The sequence below is a fragment of the uncultured Psychromonas sp. genome (assembly GCF_947489755.1).
Classification (GTDB): Bacteria; Pseudomonadota; Gammaproteobacteria; order Enterobacterales; family Psychromonadaceae; genus Psychromonas.
Window position 1 is genome coordinate 25,936 of record NZ_CANLFB010000015.1, and the last position, 25,726, is coordinate 51,661.

Sequence of the window (25,726 nt, forward strand, 5' to 3'; positions counted from 1 at the left end):
TATATTGATAAAATTAACAGGTCGGATAGCGTTTTAAATTTATAAGCTCATTACTTTAATAAACATAAGGTTTAAGGTAATTAAAAATTTAAAAACCATACCACTATTGATAAGTAAGCGATTTACATTCTAGCAGTTACTTTTTAAAAAACACAAAAAAGCTAACCATAAATGGTTAGCTTTTGTTAGAAGTCAGACTTTGCTAGAAATAAATCTTTTTAGTTTAAAAGACTATGGGATTAAGCCGAAGAATCGAGGTAGAAATAAACTTATTTCAGGAATAAAGGTGATTAACAACAAAGTAACTATCAGTACGGCACAGAACGGCATAATACTCCTAATTACATTTTCTATCTTAGAACCACTCACACTACAACCAACAAACAACGCCGTCCCTACAGGAGGTGTTGCTATCCCGATACAAAGATTGAATATAATCATCATTGCAAAGTGGATTGGATCCATACCTAGTTGAGTGGCAATTGGCATAAAGATAGGCGTAAAGATTAATACTGCTGGTGTTAAATCCATAAACATACCAACGATCAATAAAATTATATTCATTAAAATGAAGATAATAATTGGGTTATCAGAGATAGATAACATCCAATCACTGATCATGGTTGGCAGCCCTGTGAACGCCATCGCCCAAGACATAATGGTAGATGCACCAATCAAGAACAACATAATCCCAGTGATCTGTGTTGTTTCTTTACAGATGATTGAAAAGTGTGACCATTTAAGTGTTCGGTAACAGAGTGACAGCATAAAAGAGTAAAGAACTGCTATACAAGCCCCCTCTGTTGCAGTGAATACACCACCAATAATACCGCCAATAACAACAAAAATAAGCCCTAAACTTGGCGTTGCTTGCCAAACAATTCTTAATACATCTTTAACTGTATACCCACTGTTCGCACTTGTTGTATAGCCTTTCTTTTTAGAAATAAAATAAGCAACAACCATACAGCTTAATCCCATTAAAATACCTGGAACATAGCCTGCAATAAAGAGTGCAGCAACAGAGGTACCACCAGATACAACTGAAAATACGATTAATGAGTTACTTGGTGGAATCAGAAGACCAGCAGGACATGAAGCAACATTTACTGCCGTCGCTAAGTTTTTATCATAACCTTCTTTTTCGAGTTCTGGACCTAACGTTTTACCAACCGCGGCAGCGGCAGCAACAGCTGAGCCAGAAACCGCACCAAACATCATATTAGCGAAGATGTTAACGTGTAAAAGTGAACCAGGGATCCAACCTACCATGAGTTTTGCAAGGTTGATAAGTCGACCAGCAATACCACCCACATTCATTATATTCCCAGCGAGAATAAAGAAAGGAATCGCTAATAAACTGAAACTATCAATACCCGTAATGATTTTTTGACCTGCAGTAATACTGGCGACATCAAACGGTAAAATGAAATACATAATAGTCAAAGATGACATTGCAATAGCAATAGCAATCGGCATGCTTATCGCAATCATGAATAAAAATAGGCCTAGCAGCCAAACACCAATGGACAAGTCCATAATATAAATCCTTTTAAAATTTATTTTTTGTTCGATTTACAAAAAAGTTCAAGCGTATTTAATGCCAAATAAATGAGAATAATAACGGCTGAAATAGGTAATATTGAATAAACAGTAGACATCGGTAATTGCAAGGCGGGTGATAATTGCTGTGTGGTTCTTCCCATTAATGCAAGTCCGCCTTTAAGCATGGCTAAAGAAACAAATGCGAAAGAAATCCCGTTGATAAGAATTTGTAATGCGATATGTGCTTTTCCCTTAAGGTAACTATCCAATAACGTTATCGCTAAGTGCCCTTTAATACCAAATAAATAACTAGCGCCTAATAACCCAAGCCACACCATCGTATAGCGAGCAAGTTCATCGGTCCAACTGCTTGGGTCATTCAACACATAGCGACTAAAAACTTGCCAAGTGACGGTGGCTACCAACAACATTAATGCAAAGGAAGAAATAAATAGAATCGACTTATCAAGTAGGTTTCTAAAAGAAGTTAACATGTGGTGATACCTCAAAAAATTTTGCCCCAGCAAAGCCAAGGCAAAATTATGTTTTTACTAAGACTAATTAAAGTGCTTCAATTTTCTCAATGTATGGTGCTAATTTAGGATCTTGTTTAGCGGCATCAATCATTGGTTTAACGGCTTCGCGGAATGGGCCTTTATCCACTTCAACAAATGTTACGCCAGCTTTAATACCTTTCTCTTTATTCATATTATCTGTTGCGTCCCAGATTTTGATTTGCTCATCAAGAGATTCAGCAGCCGCTTCTTTTAATATTTTTTGCTCTTCTGGTGTTAATGAATTAAATGCATTTTCTGAAATGATAATTACATCAGGTGTCATTAAATGCTGATCCATAGAGTAAAATTTAGCTACTTCACTGTGTTTCATTTCAACTAAGCTAGAAATGTTATTTTCTGCACCGTCAATTACACCTTGTTGTAAAGCGGTGTAAACCTCATTAAATGGAACTGGCGTCGCTTTACCACCTAATAAGTTAACCATTTCCATCATTGTTGGAGAACCAGGAACACGTACTTTCATTCCCGCTAGATCTGCTGGTGATTTAATTGCTTTTTTAGCATAGAAGCTACGTGTACCTGAATCATAAAAAGTAAGACCGATAAAACCTTTACCTTTACTTGACCCTAACATTTCTTCTGCGACTTCACTTTTCATGAATTTTCTCATGTGTGCAACATCACGGAACAAGAAAGGTAATGCATTCACTTTAAATGTAGGTTCGAAAGATTCTGCTAAACCACCGTTGATTTTAGCCATATCAATGGCTCCAGTAACCACTTGCTCAGCTTGGTCACGTTCAGAACCAAGTTGCCCATTTGGGAAAATGCGGATAGTTAGATCACCGTTAGACTTCTCTTTCACTTTATCAGCCATGATCACCATACCTTGGTGAGCTGCACTTTCTAATGACATAGCATGACCAAGATTCAACGTTTTTGCATACACGCTTGGTGTGAGAAGTAATGTAGTAAGTAAAGGTATTAATATCTTTTTCATGATTTTTATTTCCTTATTAAAATATCTATTTTTCAACAATTGATTTAATCGTTAATAGCGACAACAGCGATTGCAATACTGAGTAAAAACTGTTCGATGATCTGTAACAACACGGGCATCTTACAAACTGCCTTAAGTATTACAATAACAAAATATTCGAGTATGACGTTGCTCACGTTTGCTAATATAAAAATCAGACCTTTATCACTTTTAATTGAAGTTATGATGAAGAAGCTATCATTTAATTAATTGAACATAATAAAAATGGACCAGCAAATGTCTACTAGCCCAGAGAGGACAACATCACAACTTTTAAACAAGACGATTCACTTCATTGACTCTCATAATCTCCTTTATTACAAAAAAATAATAAAAAAACGAGTTTAATAAAAACTAAAATTAAAAGTATCAATATGTATGACAATAAATTAAAAAATGGAGAGAGGTATACACACATTATCGACGAGTTAGAGATTCAAACATGAAGCTAAATGTAAACTATTTAATAAAATATTTTACATTATGTGACGTACATCCGAATTAATTCATGTCAAATTTCGCTGAACTGCTACGTAGTCATCATATCGACTTAAAGCAAGTAAGGTTTCATATTGGTAGTGATATCATTTTGTGACTAACAATAACTTATAGGTAAATTCATGTTAAATAAAAGCACATTTGCTACTGCAAATAATAAAGTGTTCAAACTAGCGGCATTAGCTTGTTCTTTTGCTTTATTAGGCTGTGCGAATACAGCGTCTGACAACACACAATCAATTCAAGCAAAAGCAGGCTCTCCTGCAAGCCAATTTGATTTATTAGGTTGGACAATCAGTGTTCCTGTCGATGCTGATGGCAACGGGAAATCAGATCAAATAAAAGAAAAAGCGTTAGCAGGTGGTTACTCAGACGAAAACTTTTTTTATTTAGCGCAAGACGGCGGTATGGTTTTTAAGTCTCCTATCAAAGGCGCTAAAACGTCAAAAAACACAAAATATACACGTTCAGAGTTACGTGAAATGATCCGTCGTGGTAATACGTCTTACAATACAAAAGGCGTCGGTGGAAATAACTGGGTATTTTCAACAGCACCGACATCAGATCAAAACAATGCAGGTGGCGTTGACGGTACACTAGAAGCAACATTAGCAGTAAACCACGTAACGACAACAGGGGTAAGTTGGCAACAAGGTCGAGTGATCATTGGTCAAATCCATGCAAATGATGATGAACCCGTGCGCCTTTACTATCGTAAACTTCCAAACCATCAGAAAGGTTCTATTTATTTTGCACATGAACCAAATAGTGAAGCAGACGAACAATGGGTTGATATCATCGGGAATTCATTACCAAATTACTGGAACCAAAATGCAACACCAGCAGAACCAGAAGATGGTATTGCACTAGGTGAGAAATTTAGTTATCGCATTAAAGTAACAGGTCACGAATTAGCCGTGACGGTTATGCGACCTGGTAAAAATGACATCACTAAAACCGTCGACATGACTGACAGTAAATATGATGTAGGTGGCCAATACATGTACTTTAAAGCTGGTGTGTACAACCAAAACAAAACAGGTGATGCAAAAGATTACGTTCAAGCAACATTTTACGATTTGAAAGTGACTCACTAGAGAGTTAATAAAGGCTGGTTTTCCAGCCTTTTTATTTATTATATCAATAAACTTAAACGTCTATGTTTAAGTGTAGATGTTTAAGTTTAGATGTTTAAATGTAGGTGTCTAAATATAGATGAGTTAACGCTTTCATTGTGACTCAATACTCTGATTATCCACCCTGTAGTGGTACAGTGATTTTGGCCACCCAAGTAAATCTAGAGGCACAATAATAAAACCTTCTTAATGAATGCTGATACGTAAACAATTATAAAAACGGTTATTTTCAAATAAACTATCAAAACATAATTTAGTTTTATCTTCGTTGAAATACGGTAAATGATGCTCAGTACGATTATAAATGCTGCGAACTCCGTTCATAATGTCCTTATTGTCCATATTATTAACACCCGCATTAAATAATTTTATTTTATTATCTATATCCCCAAAAGAGGCGATATAACCTAAGTAATCAGGTTGTGCGATTTGGTTTAAAATAGTACCAATAGAGTTCCTTATCCAATGGTCAACAACCGAAGGCATTAATGCTTTATCACTGATTTCTTTTTCAATTTTTTCAATAGAGGCTTCTGATAACATCGCATAATAGGCATAGACTTTATAACTTTCGTTCAATGTCATATTCTTTTTAAATAACATATGAGTAACCCAAGAAGGTACATCACTAAGTACTTCCTCTCCTACCGTACTAAAAATATCTGGTGCACCATCGAGTTCTTCATAAAGGTGTGACATTATTTGTATTTCACGCACAAAACTAGCACGTAGGCTTTTTTCTTGAAGGCTCAATAATTTAATTTTATTGGGTAATTTATAATTATATTGGTTAGAAATAACGGAAAGAAGATCGAGGTTATCCGATATAAGCTTTAAATAAATTAATTTTCCAATCAACCTATCTTGTTGTGAAAGCTGTTGTCTAAGTTGACTTTGTAATTGATAAATCAAATTAATGGCTTCATCAACATCACCCTTTGATGCTTTAAGGAGTAACGACAAATTAGTTAACTGTACGGCCTTTGATAATACAAAATATGGCGGTATTTCTTCTGTTATGTGTGGTTCGCTCAAGGTGTGGTAATCGTGATAATTAGCATAAACGCGATATCGTTCGGTCAAAATTTTATGCTTGTTTAATAGATCTTCAATCACATTGAGATTATTAAAAATATAAGAGAAACAACTATCTTCAGAATACGAACATAATAAATCATCATCGGGTATCGCTAATACATCCTTAGTCGCCTGCGGCTCTACTATTAGCGCTCTAATGCCATCGTTTTTACGCTTTATATTATTTTGTTGCAAAGCAAGCGCACCAGCAGCCAACGGGTCGACACCTTTGGCTGCGTCCATTCCCATCAAATATAAATATGCTTTGCTATCATTTGGTCTCTTTACTTGTTCCATTAACTGAGTTAACTCAGGAACCTGCTTATCATCAATTTGCAATAGACCAACTATAATGAGTGTAATACAAACAAGTGCCCCCATTATTTTAAGTATTAATCTAATCATAATGGTTGTGATTCCTATCTAGGTGAAATTCATTAGTATAATTGATCGCTTATATGACGGTTTTTATACGAATAAGTGTGCGATATTGAATACTATTGATTAAACTGACATATTAATAAATAGACTATAAAGATTATATAACTTAAAAATTAAGTTATATAATCTTATACTGAAGCGCAATGTAACAATTTGTGTTTTAAAACAAGAAGTCATTCAGCTTGATTATAATGTACAGAAATAGCACATGTCATTTAATGTTGTTTTACTTTTAAATTAACCGCTTTTTTAAAGGCATACATTAGAAATATTATGGATAATCAACAAAATAAATACAGTATTGAAACTACTGACTACCAAGTGGGCCAAGACAACCTTCAAAAATGGGGTTTTGATATACATAACCCTGTATTTGGTACCAGTGCAGGCCTAATATTACTCTTCATTCTCACGACACTCTATGTCGAACCTATTACAGCCAAAGAAACTCTTAATGCACTTAAAAATGGCATTATGGAACAGTTTGATTTGCTGTTTATGTGGTCAACCAACTTTTTCTTGATCTTTGCTGTCGTGTTGATGCTGACACCATTAGGGAAAATTAGAATTGGTGGTAAAGAAGCAAAATCCGAATACACCACAATATCATGGTTAGGTATGTTATTTGCTGCCGGTATGGGCATCGGTCTTCTTTTTTGGGGCGTGGCTGAGCCAACAGCTTATTTTACAGACTGGTGGGGAACTCCCTTTAATGTAGAACCTTATACGGCAGAAGCTAAATCACTTGCGCTAGGGACCACCATTTTCCATTGGGGTATTCATGGTTGGGCTATTTATGCCATTGTTGCACTTTCACTTTCATTTTTTGCTTACAATAAAGGGTTACCATTATCGATTCGTTCTGTGTTCTACCCTATTTTTGGGGATAGAGCTTGGGGTTGGTTAGGTCATATTGTTGATATTCTAGCGGTACTGGCGACTTTATTTGGTTTAGCAACATCACTTGGCTTAGGAGCACAACAAGCAACAAGTGGTATTAACCATGTGTTTGGTACCGATGGTGGCATCGGAATGCAATTTGCAGTGATAGCATTTGTTACTTTCATTGCTATTTTATCCATTATTCGAGGCATTGATGGTGGCGTAAAAGTATTGAGTAACATCAATATGTTATTTGCATTTGCGCTATTAGTATTTGTTGTTTACGTTGGTTTTGATGTGGTGGTTGTATCGATTCCAGAAACATTTATGGCTTATGTAGAAAATATTATCCCATTAAGTAATCCTCATGGTCGTGATGATACCGTCTGGATGCATGGTTGGACTGTATTCTATTGGGCTTGGTGGATTTCTTGGGCACCATTTGTAGGCATGTTTATTGCGCGAATTTCTAAAGGGCGTACTGTTCGTCAATTCTTGTTTTGTGTGATATTTATTCCTACTTTTATGACCTTGATTTGGATGGCGGTTTTTGGTGGTATTGCTATCGATCAAGTGGTTAATAAAGTCGGTGAATTAGGCGCTAATGGATTAACTGATATATCGCTTACGTTATTCCACGTATATGACTCAATGCCATATGGCGACGTATTATCAATTCTTTCCATTGTATTGATCATGGTCTTCTTTGTGACTTCATCTGATTCTGGTTCATTGGTAATTGATAGTATTACTGCTGGCGGTAAAATTGATGCTCCTGTTCCACAACGTATTTTTTGGGCAACAATGGAAGGTGCAGTCGCCGCTGTGATGTTATGGATTGGCGGTAAAGAAGCCTTACAAGCTTTACAGTCTGGTGTTGTAACAACCGCCCTACCGTTTACATTCGTATTGTTAATCATGTGTGTGAGCTTAATCAAAGGATTAAACTCTGAACGTCATTTATATAAGTAGCACTACACTCGTTTAAATTTTTCGTTGACGTATAATAAGCACTATCAAACTTAGTTTTGATAGTGCTTTCTTGTTTTAGCCCTCCCGCATAAATAAATAACCCATTAGCTTCCCCATCAAAGGTATTTTGAAATTGGTATATAAGCACACCACAACAGCGTAAGATGGGCGCTATAACTCCTCAAGTAATGAGCATTCCATGTCAATCGCAACGACAGAAGACACAACGACCCGCGCCCTATTAATTTCTATCCGCACACCTAATGTGACTCAACAAGCAGTAGATGAATCATTATCGGAATTAGGCCGTCTAGTGAATACCTTAGGATTTTCAGTTGTCGGTAGTAAAACACAACGTCAACGATCAACTAAACAGTTATCTGTATTAGGCTCAGGGAAACTAGAAGAGTTGGCCGCACTCACCAATGATGATGAACTACCAGAGCAAGATGACAGAGCAACGGAATTTGAGTCAGTTGACTTTGACCAAGATGAATTAAATAACTTAATTGCCTCATCAGATATTAAAGAACAAGCTAACGTAGTGGTTTTTGACTGTGAATTAAGCCCCAATCAACTGCATAATGTACAAGCAGCATTAGGCGTAGAAGTTTACGACCGAACACGTATTATTATCGAAATATTCAGTAAACATGCACGTACTCGCACAGCAAAATTACAAGTAGAAATTGCTCGCCTTAATTACTTAACACCCAGAGTACGCGATGAAAACAGCGGAGATAGAGAACGTCAAAAAGGTCGCTGGATAGGTGAAACGGCTTTTGAAATTAATCGACGTCGCATTCGTGATAAAATTGCCGATATAAAGAAAGAAATCACAAAACTACAAAAAGAGATGCAAGGTCGACGTAGTGGTCGTATTGAGCAATTATGTGTTGCATTAGTCGGTTACACCAACGCAGGTAAGTCTTCTTTAATGCGCGCCCTAACAGACTCTGATGTACTAGTTGAAGACAAACTATTTGCCACATTAGATACCACTGTTCGCACTTTACAACCTGCTACTCAACCGCGTATTTTGATTTCTGATACCGTTGGTTTTATTAAAAAACTACCACATGATTTAGTGGCCTCGTTCCACTCTACGTTAGAAGAAGCAAAAGAAGCGTCTTTGTTACTCTATGTTGTTGATGCTTCAGATCCAAACTTTGTTTCTCAACTGGCTGTCGTTGATCAAGTATTAGGTGAGCTCAATGTGGACTTCAATAATAAATTATTAATATTGAATAAAGTGGACCGCCTAACTGAAGAACAACAATTAACATTATTAGCGCAATACCCGGACGCACTACAAATAAGCACGCGAGATAAAAATGATGTGGCGATGGTCCACCAGCAAATCCAAGTATTTTTAGAGAAAAAAATGTGCTCAGCTTGTTTCAATATTCCCTATACTGCGAGCGGAATCATGGGTGAAATACACAGTAAAATGCAGGTTATCGATGAGCAATATAAAGAGGATGGTGTGCTATTAACTTTAAAGGCGAGCCCAATTGCCTTAGAGCGATTACATAAGATGCTACTAACCTCTTCTTTTTAAAAAACAGGTTCAAGGTTCAACCTTGGAGTGCATAACGACAGTCTAAAAAACACTCAATCGTTAAAAGTCAAAAGGCCTAATATTTTACATTAGGCCTTTTATTTCATTTTCAACTAAAGCATTGTTCGATAAGTCATTAACAATTAATCATTAATAACTAAAAACTAAAAACTAAAAACTAAAAACTAAAAACTAAAAACTAAAAATTAAAAACGAACAATGAATACTTTATTTTTCAAATTCAAATTTTCTTAATGTGCTCTTTCTAATTTCAGATTTTTCTTGCGCCGATTTTTTATACCATGCACCGCCACCGTAAACTGCAGCTTCCCATGCGCCGTAAATTGGATTCGGTAATACGATGAACTTATTCCCAAAATTCGATTTATGCATTTCAACTGCTTTAGCTCTGCCTTCCAATGTATCTCCATCAAATGCAACATCAAAGTCAGCTAGGTTATCACCCATTAACAAAACAATTTTGTAACCCATTCCTGTCACAGTATCACGTCGTTCTTGTTTTTTTGATGTGCCAGTTCTAAGCATCATGTGCTTCTCATCAATCTGTGGAAAGCCTAGTGCTTTTAAGTTTTCCATGGTTGATTGTTTTAAATCCATGTTTTTTTCTGGCATTGATTTTCGGTTAGTCACATAAAAAACATCACCACCAGTTTCAACAACATGATTCAAAAAATCGACGGCACCAGGTAATGCAGTTGCACTTTTATCTTCACTCCAAGCTTTCCATGTATCACCGCTGTAACCGTAATCTTTACCGATTAGACCACCGTTATATGGGCTGTTATCAATGATAGTTTCATCCACATCAACAACAATCGCTTTTTTGCCTTCTTGCTTATCCATGTCCCATCTTAATTTAGCAAGGTTAAATGCTTGATAAGAAAGTGCAGTAAATTCAGCTGAATTTTGTACCCATGAAAGCGCTAATACTGACTCATCATTTAAGTCCTGAGCAGTAAATGGTTTATCAGCAGCAAAAGATGTCGAGGTGAATGCAACAACCATTGCAAGACCTAATAGGCTTTTAGAAAGATGCTTCATTTTTTTCTCCGAGGTAGTTTGATTTATAGAAATAAGAGATAACCTTTAAATATTAGCACGTTATATCTCTACTTCTTGATATTTATTGAGTAATAAAGTGATTTTGTACGATACTCACAGCATTAAATAGATTCATATTGATGTTCATTATTGATTTATTAACTAGAATAAACATTACCTTTTTCCAAGTTATCGTAAAAAAGTAATGTTTTTATAATGATTTTCAATCTTATAATGAACCTAGGCTAATAATATAATTAGTCAGCCCAAATTTCGTTAACATACTCAGGGTGGTCGATAAATGGATTACGATTTCCTTGGAACTCATAAGCCGCTTCATTACGATCTAACTCTTTTTGACTTACTGGATCATTTTCATTCCAGCTTTTCAACATAGTAATAACCCATTCTTCAAACACATAATCAGAACTGCTATCTAACACTGCGGCAGCTGAATCAGAGTTAACTTCCCATGTCGAAATGATGTCTTCATAGCGTGTCGCCATGTAAAAGTAAGCACGTGCGAAATCACCTTTAAACTCATCAATCGGTTCAAATACAGTACCAGAGTAACCTAAATCACTACTTGCAGATCCCACTTTACTGCCATTATCTGAAACGAACGTACTTGTACCAACAATACCATAAGGGTAATTACTACGTTTACCATTCACATAACCATCTGTTGCGAAAAGATGATGGATATCTGTATACATAGGATACTGGTCATCAAACCAACTTTTTGGAAAAGAATGTTCACGGTTGTAACAACTCCCTTCACCAGAATAATTACCACACTGATCAGTCACTGGCGTATAATTATAAGTATCTGAACTTGATGGATTTTCAGAATACATATCTAAAATAGAACCATCATTTTCATAGTAAACATCTAATGAATTGGTTCCCATAAAGTCCCATAGGTTACTGTATGTTTTAGTCGTATGATCTTTAACAATATTGTAGAGAGCGGTTTTTAGTTCTAAGCCTGTTAAATCCGCAGCACTTGCATAGTATGCACTTGTGTCAGAACTGCTGTCTGAGCTTACTGAAAAATCATCAATATAGACAATTTCAGGATCAACATACCCAGTTTGATCATAAAAACGAATGCCCGCTTCGATACTCTCACTAGCCGCTGCTGTGTAACTGTAAGTCACCTCTTGCCATGCATTTAATACAGTATTATCAGAGTACGTTGCATATTCAGCACCGATATATAAACGTGCTTTTATTAAACCTTCTGTGTGGTAAACCCACGTTGAAAAGGTATACGTTGTGCCTTCAATCACATCAATCGATTGGCGAATATCAGTATCACCTTGTGAACCACTGTTAACTGATACTTCTGCAGAAGATGTCCCTTCATTATAAATAGACGTATTTTGTGAGACAGTAATGTCACCGTCGATAGTCGTCCAATCAGAAGGTAATGATGCTGACCAACTTTCAAAATCACCATTCACTAGTAAATTTTCATCAGAATCGTCTGCAACATATTCGTCAGTTGGCTCTTCTACTACTTCATCTTCAACCACTTCATCAACAGTTTCTTCTACAGTGTCATCCGTTGTTGTTTGGTCATCAGATGAGAATGAAAAGTTATCGACATAGACAATTTCTTCACCATCAAAACCCGTTTGATCATAAAAACGTAATCCGACTTCAATACTTTTATCTTCATCAGCAGTGTAGCTATAAGTCACTTCTTGCCATTGATTTACTAAATCTGCATCAGAGTAACCTTGATAACCATCCACATAAAGACGAGCGCTCACCATCCCTTCCGTATGATATATCCAAGTACTAAACAGGTAAGTGGCTCCAGCAGTTACATCAATTGATTGACGGAAATCAGTATCACCTTGTACATCAGTGTTAACAGAAACAGCAGCAGAACTTGACTCTGAATGATAGACATCAACACTTTGTAATACGCTAATCCCCGTTTCAATGGTTGTCCAACCGTCTGGGACGCCATCAGTCCAGCTTTCAAAGTCACCATTCAGTAATAAGTTACTTGCTGTAACTGTTGATTCATTACCTTCGACTGTTTCTTCTTCTGTACTTTCTACTACTTCTTCAACTTCCTCAGCAGCTTGAATTGCCGTAATATAATCATTACTAGTAACCGTTGAGTTATCATCACTACTATTACAGGCAGTAAGGCTTCCTAATACCAATAAACACAGCGCTGTTTTTTTTAATTTATTATCCATTGTATCTCTCTTTAAATTCCATTTAATTATTCATGGTTAATCATCATAAAAACAACAACTCTCACGCTAATATACATTTAGTGAATGTGAGTGCTGTTGTTATGATAGCTAGATTCGAAAGTAATTATTTCTGCGCTTTATAACGACGCAAGAAACCTAAGCCTAGTAGTGAAATTAGGCCAAATAACCCAAATGAACCACCACCGCCAGAGCCATCGTATTCTTCAACAGGGGCAATACTTGCAGTTGTTGAGTCTTTAGAAGCCGCTTCAAATGACATTGTTTTTGTAAACTCAGACATCACTTCAGCATCACGAGTTAATGTCATTTTTGCAGTGTAAGAGCCTGCTTCTAGACCATAAACTTCAATTTCAACCAATGATTGGTTATCTTCTGTAATGGTGACATTAGGAAGAACCACCTCACTCATATCGGTTGATGAAGACAGTTGGATTTGTGCAACATCGCCAACTAAAGCCCCTTCTTCAAGTACATAAGGTACATCTACAGCACTACTACTAATCGTAAGATAAACTGGCTCACCTTCGCCCACTTCTCCGTACTCGTAGCTTAATGACACAATCGCTGAATCATGATCTGATGAACGATATTCATCATCAACATAGAAATTCTCATAATCATCGCCTTTATACTCGGTGTTGTAATCGAATAAAGAAGCCTCAGGTGCATTAATATGCCAATCAACTGCATCGATTAAACGTGTTTCAAGTGAAGAGCTAATTAAAATATGATCAAGAGAACCAATTTCATCGTTGTAAGAGTAACTCCAACTTGATTGGCCTTTTTCAGCATCTTTTAAAGGAATAGTATTGATGTAACCATAGGTTTTAGTGACTTCTTGAGCGGCACCAGAAACCGTAAACTGTGGTTTATCACCGATGAACGTATCACGAGCAGTAGTAATCGTTTTACCCGTTGTATTCTCAGTTAGTACTAATATTGGATCTTCTTTACCGTAAGAGTTTAAATCACCAACAATAACGCGATCACCACCTAGGTCTTCTAACTCTTCACCAAGCTGAACAGCAGCGGCAACACGAAGGTTTTCACAAGCGCCTTGCAAATCTTCATCAGGTGCATCGTCAGACCATGTGCTTTCATCACCAAAATCAACACCATCCCACTCTTCCCAACAAGTTGAACCTTTAGATTTAAAGTGATTCACTGCAACCGTTAATGTTTTACCTGTATTGTTAACTTTAAAGGTAGCCGCGATTGTTTCACGTTGGTAGTTATCACCACTTTCAAGCGCCGCACCAGTGCTATCTTTCATGACAGTATTCGCACTATTCACCACAACCGGTGCATGCTGTTCTGGCATAGAAATAACGCTCATGCTTTCAATGCTAACTTTAGATGGACGGTATAATAATCCTGTGGTGATAGCATCTGAACCTAAAGAGTCAGATTCGTCTAGTACTAAGTCGTTATTCGAATCATATCCAACAAAAACATAACGGTTACTGATAGATACCGCGCTATCTTCATCTTTAGGATCTTCATCGTAATATCCATCATTAATCGCATCAACAAGTGCTTGAATAGCACTATCATTACCAAAGCCGTTATTTTCAATTTCCATTAAGCCGACAATATCCGCGTCTAGACCTGTAATTGCAGAGACTAATTTAGCTAATTGTTTTTGGTATTCAGCTTCGTCATCTGCACCACGGTTATCGCCGTATGAATTAGCATCACCGCCGTATGGCGAGTTAAACAAATTTAAAACATTTTGCGTACCGACTTTAATAGCAAAATGCCCATCTTCAGTAGTTGTGCTTAAATCTGGTGATGAACTTCTATCTGTATTATGTACAAAATTACTGCTGTATAACTCATTCGTAACCACGAGATTAAAGTTACTGTAGCTATAGGTGATCACCCCTTCCATTCCGATAACACTATCGTTAACACGGATATAGTTATTAGCGGGATCTGAACTGAACGTTGAATAGTAAGGAATTTCTCCATCAGGAGCGCTTGTACTACTTTCAACCACTAAACGATAGTCATTATTTTCAGCAACAGCCGCTAAAGCGTCATCACTCCCAGGCACATTATCTTGTGTTGGATTTAGGTTTGGACGTTGGAAAGATAGGCTCATATCATTACGGTATGTATCGTAATTAAACCCGAATGTTTTAGACACACGCATATCTTGATTGCCACTAGTATTGACATCAATATCTTCAGGTAAATTAACTAACATACCTTCATAACGCTCTAATGTTGCATTAAATGAATCACCATCAGCAGCGATCATTTCGATATCCGTTGCTGCAGGTACCGATGATGTCTCATCAACAGTATCCCACTCGTCGGTTTCAAGCTGCGTTAAATTATAAGATTCCGTGACCGTACTTGTTACACAAACAGTCGTACCGATCATGTCATCACTTGCATTAGCAGTGCTAACAAAAATACCATCAGAGGTCAGTTCATCACCATCTGGAGTGACATCTTGCATGTAAAACCCTTTTTCAGGGTAAGTCGTTACAGCCGTTACAATACCGGTAATATTATAAGATTCTGCCGTGGTATAACCACTGGTGATCAATGGAGATGAGGTACCTGAACCCTGTACTTCTGCAATGGTAGTTTGTGTATCCAACGAACAAGTAGAAGCGACAACTTCTTGATATTCAGAGTAAGTTGCTGTGCCTAAGTCATCGTAAACATCTTCACCAAAATCTTCCCAATCTGCTGCTTTGTAAGACGATGATTGAACCGGTGTTGAACTTCCTTCGCCGTATCGACGACGTAATGTTTGACCCGATCCCCAATAAGTCCCATCGGTGCCGATAATATCGTAGGTAGTACTCGTATCTGTATCAATAAGAACGACTTTATCATCACCATTAAAACTTAAACTATTGTATGATTGTTCGTCATAACTTGCCGCTACAACGGTTGTTGCACTACTCGCAATGGCTTCAGATAAAGCCGCATCTGATGCGCTGTTATAAATAACTAATGTTGAATTAGCAGGAATAGTCACGCCTTCAAGTACACTGTCACCAGCAGGGTTGCGAACTTGGTTACTATAAGAGCTATATTGTAGTTCGATATTACTTGGGAAAGTGTAGCTACTTGAACCTGTATTTGTTAATTCAATCGCTTTATTATCACCTGAACCTTCTAAATATTCACTGATGATGATGTCGGTTATTGCTGCGCTAGCATGGCTCGATAAAATACCACTTATCGCTAATGCTAAAATGCTTCTATTTAAATGCTTGTTCATAATTTGATCCTTCAATTTTCTTTTTTTTAGATTTTCTAGCGAATTAGAAATACACACGAGCGTATGCGTAAGCATCTTGTGCTGCTTCACCAAAGTTGCCTTCCAATGCAAAAATAACAGAGCTGGTCGGTTTGAAATTAATGCCTAACGTGCCCCAAGTTCGTTCTTTACCCCACGAGTATTCCTCATCAGGTGAAACGCCATATTCGCTGTTAATGTCCCAAGCTTCATATTCTTCGTAATTTAAAGAACCAGTAAACTCAACTTTTTCATTTAATGTATAACTAGCTGAAATTAAGGCACCTTGATTTTTAAGTGTTTGGTAATCGTTGTAACTATAAGTATAAGTATTGTAATCAGCACTGATGTCAGTAAGCGCAGACTCTTGGGCAATATCTTCATTTTCAATATAACCATTCAAACCAATCGCCAGATCATCCGTAATATAAGCACGAACACCTAAGGCAAAAAGGGTTTGCTCTCCATACTTAGAAACCCCTTCTGACCCACTGCGTTTTTCAGCACCAATCACCACATCAACATAATCACTGAAGTAACCGACATAACCATTGATAATGTCACCTAATTCAGAACCAGATGAGCTTTCACCTTCATAGGAATAAGAAACGCCCATTTTAAAATTAGATAAAGAACCTTCATATTTAATCGTATTTTCTTGGTCGCCAGCTTCACCTGTTTCAACGGTTGTATCGAACGTAAAATCACCGTACTTATCGTAATCATCTAATGCAGTGTCGGTTAGACCAACTTCGATGGCATGGCCCTTATAGAACTTATAACCGACAAACACTTTGTCGATCGTTAACACCATATCACCTGAACCGTATGCCCAATTTTCGCGCTCATAATCAAGCTCTAATCGGTAATAAACATCTTCGTATTCACCTTTAAGGCCTAGTGTTGCAAAACTGTCATCGATGTATGACTTTTCATCGGTATAAAATTCACCATATTCATAATCGGCACCGATATGTCCACCAACACCGACTTCACCATAAACTTTCAAGTTGTCGCCATTTTCTTTTTCATAGATGGTTGCGGCTTGTGCCGATGCACCCGCGAGAATGGTTGATAATGCGATGCATAACGTTGATTTTTTTAACATTTTATAATCCTTAATTGAATGTCATTTACAAAATTTGTAGTACTGTATTACTAATGCTTTGATAAATTTAAAAGTATCAACAATCACAATGCGCATGAAGCTACCATGCGTTTGTGACAGTTATATGTAACTAAATAATTGGGTATTTTTTATTACGAAATATTGATTAATATGTACCTTAATTAAACAATTTATTCATTTTTTGGTACGAAGTCAGCGATATTAATCGGTGAGTTTTTCTGGATAAAATCTTTCAAAACTTCAGCATCAACATAACCGGTATTAACGTAAGAGGAATGTTCAGAGAGTTTTGGATAACCATCGCCACCGGCAGCATTAAATGATGGAACAGTAAAACGATAAGTACGATTTAAATCAATCGGCTTATCGCCAATAACAATATTACTAACCTGTTTATCAGTAACCGTCATTGTAATTCCGGCAAATTGTGCATACGCACCAGAATCTTTGCTTTTTGTGGCGACCTGATTAAGGTAAGCAATGACTTCGCCTCCTGTCATATCAACATAAGTAATTGTATTGGCAAAGGGTTGAACCGTTAAAACACTTTTATAAGAAATATCACCTTCTTCAATCGAAGCACGAATACCACCAGAATTCATAACAGAAAAATCAGCTTGAGCACGTTGCATGTGTGCAGTAGCAATTAAACGTCCTAAGTTAGTTTGATTATTACGGACAACTTTACGTTCACCTTGTAACACACCATTACTATGCCCAATCACACTATTTAAAGCGGCTTGTCCTTGCTCTTGGAATGGTTTTAATGTGTTAAATACCGCTTCATCTTGTTGGATTTCATCTTGAATAAACACACGTGTTTTATTACCGTCAGAGTCTGTTACTTTCTTCTTTAAATTGACTGGAATGAGGTTATAAGATTGTAATTCAAGGTCACCATTTTTAAATGTGTAATCAGCGCGTCCTACATACTTACCCCATTCATGTGCTTGTACGATATACGTGCCATTTTGAACATCCGGTTTACAGACTTGCCCTGCTTTGAAGTCTGCATAGACATTTTTTCCTTCCATACAAACAGGCTCTTGAGAGTGCCCGCCCACAATCATATCGAGAGAACCTTCATCAAGATAACGTGCTAATTGAACATCGCCAGGTGCATTCGAGCCATTGTCACCATTTAAATAGTGTCCCATGTGCGTTGCAGCAATAATGATATCAGGATTATATTTGGCTTTAAGTTCAGCAATCACCAATTTAGCTTCGACTTTAGGGTCAGTAAATTGCACACCTTTAATAAATTCTGGATTTCCGATTTTAGCGGTGTCTTCTGTGGTTAATCCAATAACAGCGATTTTAACGCCGTCTTTATCAAAGATTTTGTAAGCATCAAACATGCGTTGACCATCTTTGTATATGTTCGCCGCAAGGAAAGGAAAGTTTGCCCAGTCAGCCTGTTTAGCAAGTACATCAAGAGGATTATCAAACTCATGGTTACCGACTGCCATCGCATCATAACCAATCATATTCATGCCAACAAAGTCAGGTTCAGCATCTAAAAGATCAGACTCAGGCACACCAGTATTAATATCACCACCAGAGAGTAATAATACAGAACCTCCAGCAGCTTCAACTTCAGCTCGAATATGATTAACTAAGGTTGCACGTGCAGCCATGCCACGTTCGCCATATTTATTTTGCCAAAAGTGCCCGTGGTTATCATTAGTATGGAGGATGGTGAGACTATATTCTTTATCTTGCAGCCATTTTTGTTGAGTGGCGGTAGTCGAAGAGAGAGTTGAACATCCGGTCAATATTAGAGACGCAATGCTTGCCGCAATGAAGCGTTTGTTATTCATAGATCTAATCCTTTAAATTCAATAAATAGTCTTGTAACTTTAAATTTTTATGTGTTTTTATATTTTTTTATAATTATAAAAAATCCATTTAGTGTTACACCATCTAATAAATAAAACCTAAGATCAATAGCGAATATTCTTATTTAAAAATTTATCAACGCTCTTTTTTGGTGCTCATTACGCCCTCATTTGAGGATTTAAAGTCTCGTAAAATTTATTAGGTAAGGTGAATCAAAGGTAGAGCATTGTTCATATACTGACCAAAAGGTCAATTAACGCTCTGTATTGGTGCCTAACTTGCTTTTAATTTTTTATAAAAAGCATAAAAAATGACTTTAAATTTATTAATAAATGAAATTTAATTGTAAAACACATAATCAGATTGATAATCAACAAGGAGGCATTAAAGGGTTTAAAGTCTAAAAAGGAGAACTAAGTGGGTTCTAAAAACCTAAAAGGCAGGTTATAAAATATCGATAAAAGTTAAAAATAAAGGGGAGGCTAAGGGCATTAATTATTCCCCAGAGTGTAAGATATAAATCATTCAATAAGATGGATACAAAGAAACTGTATAGTGTTATTAGCCTAAACTTAAACGTAAATAGTCGATTTAAACAGAGGCTCTATCAAGCCCCTGAAAATAATTTTAAAAATGAGGTTATATTTAACCTCAGTTCCGGTTAAGAAAAACGATACAACACCACTATTTAAGCGAATTTCTTCGTTAGGTTATTTAAACAGTAAAGTAATTAGTGTCTTTTTTAAGTGTTTTAGATAATGTTTCCAACAACTCAGCTTGAGCGACATTATTTTTTAGTGTTTCACTTGTTTCTTTAGACATCACAGAGATTTCTTCCATCCCTTTTGTTACATCATAAATTGTCGCCACTTGCTCATTAGTTGCACTAACCACTTCTAATACTTTAGTTAATGAGTCATCAGCCTGTCGCTGTATATCATTGAGTAATTCATTAGCTTGATGCGTTAAGGTTAACCCTTTTTCAACTTGAGGAACCGTCGTTTCCATTGCCGTCACAGAGGCTTGCGTATCACCTTGTACTTGGTTAATCATCGCTTCAATTTCACCTGTCGCATCACCTGTTCTTATAGCAAGCTGTCGAACTTCATCAGCGACAACAGCAAAGCCTCGACCTGTTTCACCTGCGCGAGCGGCTTCAATTGCTGCATTTAATGCTAATAAATTTGTTTGATCTGAAATGCTTCTAATCACGTTAATTATTTCACCAATTTCACGTGTTCTTTGTTGTAATATATTAACTTGCGAGACCGTTGCATTGACTGTAGTTGAAATTTTTTCAATTTCTGTTGCTACATTTAACACTGCGTCTCTACTACGTTGAGAGAGTTCTACGGTAGATTTTGAATTATCTTCCGTTTGTCTTACTGTTTCAACAACAGCATCAATACTGTTACTCATTGACTCTAAATGATTTTTAGCTTCATAAGTTTGAGCAACTTGCTTATCCGCAGCATTAAGTGCTTGCATAGAACCCGCCGTGACTGAGATAGCTCGTTCAGATAACTCCGCAGAAGATGAAATAATGCTATTCACAGTTGTTTTTAACTGTTGTTGCATCACACTAATTGATGCCATCATACTTTTAGGGCAACAAGAAATAATTACCCCTGTTAAATCACCTTGGGAAATTTTAGAAACCACTTTAGCGGCCTCTTGAGGATCACCACCAACAGATTGTTTTACTTGGAAGCTGATTCTATAAGCCACAAATAACCCAATGAAAATAGCTAAACTTGTTAAACTAAGCATCCAACTTTGAAATGAACTGGCTACTAATCTGACTTCTTTAGTCGCTTTTTGATTAGCCATTTCTTGATAGTCAATAAATTCATTGATTGATGCTAACCATTGAATGAAAGCGGGCTTAGCTTGGTTAAATAGAATCTCGTTGGCTAACTTGATATTATTAACCTGTTTGGCCTCAATAATGAGAGCAACTAAGGGTAATGTTTGCGACTCAATATTGTTTATTTTTGAATAAATACGCTTCTCTTCAGCTGTTACTGCAGCCTCAGATGACATAATATCATTCATATCAAGCGCTGATTTTTGATAAACCTCACCAAGATCTTTCATATCTTGAATAGTACTATCAAGCTCTCCTTGAGTTCTTGTTAGTGATATGTCGCGTAATGTAATCGCGCGGTCATGAACACTGCCTCGAAAATTAATCGCATATCGTTGTTTAACAGAATTGTGATCGGTTATTTCGGTGATAGTGGAATCGATGAAGTTGACCCGATGAATACTGATGAAATTAAGAACAAGCATCATTAAAATAACGACACCAAAACCAATAACCAACCGTAAATTAATCGTCATATTTTTTGCTCAAGAATAAAGTGAATGAAAATACTTATTTAATCTTTTAGCCTAGTGGTTAATTGGTTAATTATCCATTTAAAAATCAAATAAATACTTATATTTATATATATTTAATAAGATATTTTAAATAGAGGAATGATGAACAAGTTATAAAAAGAAATGAACGGGGTTATATAACCTATCTTTGATTAAGAAAAGTAGCCAATACATATTAGAGGTTTCAAGCTTAAATTAAGTTTTAAAATGAAGGTCATTGCACTTGATTAATCACAAATGCAATTTAATAAACTATTTATTGATTTTTAGCAGGCAAAAAATCTTTGATAATTTCATATAAACGAGGACGTTTCACAGCGATATCTTCTGCTGACAACCCTTCTAACGAATGTGGATATTTTAACCAAGCATCTGTTTCATGTAGATAATAATCAGGGACACGGTCTGTCTGATTACGTGTTGGTTTGTAATAAGGTACTGCAATTCTGACATCTTCTGGCATATTCAATCTGGTTTTTCTATGTAGCTCTTTGATAATTGCTTCGATAGAACGGCCCGTATCATATACATCATCAACTAATAATAACTTATCATGATGTTGAAGGTTCTTAATTAAATAGTTTAAACCATGCACTTTCACTTCTTTTTGTTGTTGATCGATTGCGGCAGCATACGAAGAAGTTCTAATCGCGATATGATCTGATTGAATACCATGAACGGCAAGAAACTCCTGAACAGCTATACCGATTGGCGCCCCACCTCGCCAGACGGCAACAATAAAAGTAGGTTTAAAGTCACTATCTAGAATATTACGAGCTAAAGCATAAGAATCTTCTAATAGGTTTTGCGCAGTTAAATATTGTTTATCAGCCATGTTAGTTCCAAGTAAAAACATTAAAGATAGTGCCACTAAAGATTGAATAAAAATCTTCTTTATGTTCTAATTTTTTGATTCAAAATCCTGCAAACATAACATATTAAATGGGTGATTTCTTGGCTAAATATGGTGAAAAAATATTTTTAGATGAAGACACGTTAATCGAGGAGTCATTTCAGCTAGCAACACAGATTATGGCCAGTGATTTTAAACCAACCTTTATTGTTGGTTTATGGCGTGGCGGTAGTTCAGTTGGTATCTACGTACAAGAATGTTTACAGACTCTAGGTGTACAAACCGACCACATTTCTATTCGAACTTCATACGGTGGTGTTGATAGTTACCATCAACAAGCTGATGGCGATCAACCTATCCATGTACACGGATTAACTTATTTAGTTAAAAAATTAAATGCTGATGATAAATTACTGATCGTTGATGATATGTATCGTTCAGGAAAAAATGCAGATGCGGTAATTAACGAGCTAAAAGCAAGGCTTAAACGTAATATGCCTGCTGATGTGAGAATTGCAACGGTTTGGAAGAAAGCATCATTACCTGAGAATAGTGGTCCAGATTATTTTGTGAATGCAACTGATGACTGGGTTGTTTTTCCTTATGAATTACAAGGTTTATCACTTGAAGAGATCCAGCAGCATAAATCATTTGCTTACCCTTCTATTAATCCTGAATTATTTATTAAAAATTAAAACAAACAATTGAAAGTAAATAATTAAAAAATACGCTGGTTGCAACTCTACTATTGAGAACGGCCGCCAGCAGTACTGTACTGTACTGTACTGTAAAAAATAGGTTGTAGAAAATAGATTGTAGTAAAGAGATTATAGATAATAGGCTTAATGTTTCATTACTATACTTAACCTAACTTGCTTAAAGCTAAACTCTCAACGCTCGGCCCTAAAAAAGCCTCTACACATAAATTCTGAAACCTTAGCAACCAATCTACTCACTCTTCTTTCTAGCATGTTTATATTCATACATTTTTGTATCTGCATCAGATAATAATGCTTCAATCGTTTCATGCTTTTTGTGATCAAATTCTGCGATGCCAAATGAAAATGAAACATCTAATGCGGGTTCTTTCTGCTCTAAGTAAGACTGTAACGTGGTTTCAAACTGATCAATAACCTTTTTCGCCTCTATCACTGAAGTGCTGCTCAGTAACACAACAAATTCATCCCCACCCAATCTTGCAATAATATCTGATTCTCTAAAAGAGCTACTTAATAACGTAGAAAATGTACTTAGCACGAGATCGCCCGTCGCATGACCAAAATCATCATTAATCGCTTTAAACTTATCTAAGTCTAAATAAGCTAATGTAACGGGAAATTTATTTCTAACGCTTAAACTTAATGTATTGTGTGCCATAGAAAGGAAACCTCGTCTGTTTAACAGGCCAGTAAGGTCATCATGCGTTGCTATTTGTACAGCAGAAAGTTCTAAGGCTACCGTAGCCGCAAGATCTTTCAGTGCAGCGATATCGTCATTATTAAAGGTCCGTTCAATATGATCCACAAGGCATAATGTCCCTAAGCGATAGCCATTCACGATTAACGGGCAACCAGCATAAAATTCAGCATGAGGTTCGTCAACCACCATCGGGTTATCAAAAAAACGTTCATCTTTGCTGGCAGCTGGAATAATAAAAACGTCATCGCCTAATATTGCATGTCCACAGAAAGAGATTTCTCGAGAGGCTTCTCGAATATCTAAACCAATACAAGATTTAAACCATTGACGATTCTCATCAACTAACGAAATCAATGCAATAGGCACATTAAACATTCTTTTCGCCATACGCGTAATGCGATCGAAGCGTTCTTCGGCAGCGGTATCAAGTACATTAATAGATTTGAGCGCTTTAATACGTTCTTTTTCATTTAATGGTATATCTGCTTGTTTCATAAATAGCCCTGACATTAATTTAAGTATTTACTTCGGCTGTAAAGTCGACAACACACTGAAATCAAAATAACCATACAATTTTTCTTTTTACATCGTTTTATATACGGTCTTTCTTTTGTAACTTTAGTATAAAATAAAAGTAATGGTACGACCATAACACCTCTACTTTAATGATAGTAAGTTAAATATGTTCCATTTGTTAAAACGAATGATGAATCACTATTCTTAATTCCTTTTCTCCCTAGTACTAAAAGAGCATAGTAAAAACAATGATATATCCATATACTCATTTTTATAGGTCGCAGCAGTAAGCCAGAAAATCTTATTACTTTTTATTTTCTGAACCTAATTTAAATTTAACAAAGGAATAATGCATGAAGGATATTAATTTCCCATTTCTTAAACATACTGGTGCTTCATTAAAAAGCTTTTCTAAAGGTGAAGCAGAGGTTGAGTTACATGTAGAGCCTTACCATTTACAACATAAAGGCTTTGTACATGGAGGCGTTATATCAACGTTAATGGATAATACAGGTTGGTATGCTGCGGTTTCAGGACTTGAAGATGGCTTTACTGCGGTGACAATGGAAATAAAAATAAACTATTTAAAACCTGCATTAGGGAAATACTTATTAGCTTCAGCATCAATTAAGCGCCAAGGTCGTACCACTTCATTTGTCACAATAGAATTGCATGATGAAGGCTCTCTCATTGCTTATGCAACAGGGACTTATGCGATTATTAATGATGGTTAAATATAATCAGAAATGAAAAACGTTAATATAAAAAAAGTGAAGGTAGAAGGTAGTAGTACCAGTCGAAGTCAAAACTAATATTTTCCTCTTGCGACACAGACCTACTTTTTAAATGACTGCAGCTAATTAGCCGCAGTCATAAAATAACAATCAAACTATCTAAAGCGGATAACAACGTCCATCTTCGTCGACATAGTCGCACTCAAAGTTTGCTTTTTATCAGTCGCTAGAATAACCATACCGTTATGCTTTGCGATATTTTTAAATAGATTATTCAAATCAAATCCATTATCACGTTCGTGTGATTTTTTTACTTCCGTTTTTTTATCAAATAATAGATCTGAGTTTTCAAACAATAATATATTTCGACTAGTGCGAGCCTCGGTAAATAACTCAGCAACAGTACTTTCAGATGCTTTATCAACAATTGCCGTTGTTTGTTGCACTGTGCTTTTTGTATATGATGTTAAGTCAGCAGAAACAGCGGCTAAATCACTTTCATTAGCGCCATTAAACGTAATTAAAAAACGTGTTTTATGGTTTGCAATTTGCGGCATATCATTTAAAAAACGGTGATAGCTCTTGCTTTGGTAATCTACTATTAACATTTATTTTCCTATT

18 protein-coding genes are annotated in these 25,726 nt (G+C 36.3%); 5 read left to right on the plus strand and 13 right to left on the minus strand.

Features of this window, described 5'->3' with window-relative positions; all coding sequences use genetic code 11:
- Positions 1-231 precede the first annotated feature (231 nt).
- The 3 genes from Q0794_RS09995 to Q0794_RS10005 form a co-directional block, all read right to left on the minus strand.
- Positions 232-1,539, minus strand: coding sequence for a TRAP transporter large permease (locus Q0794_RS09995; protein WP_298941575.1), 1,308 nt, complete (start codon positions 1,537-1,539; stop codon positions 232-234).
- A gap of 20 nt (positions 1,540-1,559) precedes the next feature.
- Positions 1,560-2,039: a TRAP transporter small permease gene (locus Q0794_RS10000; RefSeq protein ID WP_298941576.1), complete on the minus strand. Its 480-nt coding sequence runs from the start codon at positions 2,037-2,039 to the stop codon at positions 1,560-1,562.
- Positions 2,040-2,106: 67 nt separating this feature from the next.
- On the minus strand, positions 2,107-3,063 hold the full coding sequence (locus Q0794_RS10005) for a TRAP transporter substrate-binding protein (protein ID WP_298941577.1): 957 nt from the start codon (positions 3,061-3,063) through the stop codon (positions 2,107-2,109).
- Between the two features lie 659 nt (positions 3,064-3,722).
- Here Q0794_RS10005 and Q0794_RS10010 point away from each other — a divergent pair.
- Positions 3,723-4,697, plus strand: coding sequence for a polysaccharide lyase family 7 protein (locus Q0794_RS10010; protein WP_298941578.1), 975 nt, complete (start codon positions 3,723-3,725; stop codon positions 4,695-4,697).
- A 225-nt stretch (positions 4,698-4,922) separates the two neighbouring features.
- Here the strand turns inward: Q0794_RS10010 and Q0794_RS10015 are convergent, their stop codons facing one another.
- Entirely contained in the window at positions 4,923-6,218 is a 1,296-nt protein-coding gene (locus tag Q0794_RS10015) for a hypothetical protein (protein WP_298941579.1), read from the minus strand.
- A gap of 309 nt (positions 6,219-6,527) precedes the next feature.
- Here Q0794_RS10015 and Q0794_RS10020 point away from each other — a divergent pair, with 309 nt between their 5' ends.
- Positions 6,528-8,108, plus strand: coding sequence for a BCCT family transporter (locus Q0794_RS10020; protein ID WP_298941580.1), 1,581 nt, complete (start codon positions 6,528-6,530; stop codon positions 8,106-8,108).
- A gap of 199 nt (positions 8,109-8,307) precedes the next feature.
- Positions 8,308-9,669: a GTPase HflX gene (hflX, locus tag Q0794_RS10025; RefSeq protein WP_298941581.1), complete on the plus strand. Its 1,362-nt coding sequence runs from the start codon at positions 8,308-8,310 to the stop codon at positions 9,667-9,669.
- A gap of 228 nt (positions 9,670-9,897) precedes the next feature.
- Here hflX and Q0794_RS10030 read toward each other — a convergent pair whose 3' ends face one another.
- The 7 genes from Q0794_RS10030 to Q0794_RS10060 all read right to left on the minus strand — a co-directional run bounded on the left by Q0794_RS10030 (position 9,898) and on the right by Q0794_RS10060 (position 22,418).
- Positions 9,898-10,731: a 5'-nucleotidase, lipoprotein e(P4) family gene (locus Q0794_RS10030; protein ID WP_298941582.1), complete on the minus strand. Its 834-nt coding sequence runs from the start codon at positions 10,729-10,731 to the stop codon at positions 9,898-9,900.
- Between the two features lie 257 nt (positions 10,732-10,988).
- Positions 10,989-12,950, minus strand: a complete 1,962-nt coding sequence (locus tag Q0794_RS10035) for an endonuclease (RefSeq protein WP_298941583.1) — start codon at positions 12,948-12,950, stop codon at positions 10,989-10,991.
- A 124-nt stretch (positions 12,951-13,074) separates the two neighbouring features.
- The gene (locus Q0794_RS10040; protein WP_298941584.1) at positions 13,075-16,215 is read right to left on the minus strand and encodes an ExeM/NucH family extracellular endonuclease; all 3,141 of its coding nucleotides are present in this window, start codon (positions 16,213-16,215) and stop codon (positions 13,075-13,077) included.
- Between the two features lie 43 nt (positions 16,216-16,258).
- Positions 16,259-17,341 carry a porin gene (locus tag Q0794_RS10045; protein ID WP_298941585.1) on the minus strand — a complete coding sequence of 361 codons (1,083 nt, stop codon included), beginning with the start codon at positions 17,339-17,341 and terminating at the stop codon, positions 16,259-16,261.
- A gap of 191 nt (positions 17,342-17,532) precedes the next feature.
- Positions 17,533-19,182, minus strand: coding sequence for a bifunctional UDP-sugar hydrolase/5'-nucleotidase UshA (gene ushA, locus Q0794_RS10050; RefSeq protein WP_298941586.1), 1,650 nt, complete (start codon positions 19,180-19,182; stop codon positions 17,533-17,535).
- A 733-nt stretch (positions 19,183-19,915) separates the two neighbouring features.
- On the minus strand, positions 19,916-21,544 hold the full coding sequence (locus tag Q0794_RS10055) for a methyl-accepting chemotaxis protein (protein WP_298941587.1): 1,629 nt from the start codon (positions 21,542-21,544) through the stop codon (positions 19,916-19,918).
- Between the two features lie 295 nt (positions 21,545-21,839).
- Positions 21,840-22,418 (minus strand): phosphoribosyltransferase family protein, encoded by a 579-nt coding sequence (locus tag Q0794_RS10060; protein WP_298941588.1) that lies wholly within the window; start codon positions 22,416-22,418, stop codon positions 21,840-21,842.
- A 119-nt stretch (positions 22,419-22,537) separates the two neighbouring features.
- Between Q0794_RS10060 and Q0794_RS10065 the strand changes: the two genes are divergently transcribed.
- A complete protein-coding gene (locus Q0794_RS10065) occupies positions 22,538-23,131 on the plus strand; it encodes a phosphoribosyltransferase family protein (protein WP_298941589.1) in 594 nt (197 codons plus the stop codon).
- Between the two features lie 253 nt (positions 23,132-23,384).
- On the opposite strand, the gene Q0794_RS10070 is transcribed toward Q0794_RS10065, so the two are convergent.
- Complete coding sequence (locus Q0794_RS10070) at positions 23,385-24,350, minus strand: sensor domain-containing diguanylate cyclase (RefSeq protein WP_298941590.1); 966 nt, start codon at positions 24,348-24,350, stop codon at positions 23,385-23,387.
- Between the two features lie 374 nt (positions 24,351-24,724).
- Between Q0794_RS10070 and Q0794_RS10075 the strand changes: the two genes are divergently transcribed.
- On the plus strand, positions 24,725-25,105 hold the full coding sequence (locus tag Q0794_RS10075; RefSeq protein ID WP_298941591.1) for a PaaI family thioesterase: 381 nt from the start codon (positions 24,725-24,727) through the stop codon (positions 25,103-25,105).
- A 155-nt stretch (positions 25,106-25,260) separates the two neighbouring features.
- Here the strand turns inward: Q0794_RS10075 and Q0794_RS10080 are convergent, their stop codons facing one another.
- On the minus strand, positions 25,261-25,713 hold the full coding sequence (locus Q0794_RS10080; RefSeq protein WP_298941592.1) for an AAA family ATPase: 453 nt from the start codon (positions 25,711-25,713) through the stop codon (positions 25,261-25,263).
- Between the last annotated feature and the right edge of the window lie 13 nt (positions 25,714-25,726).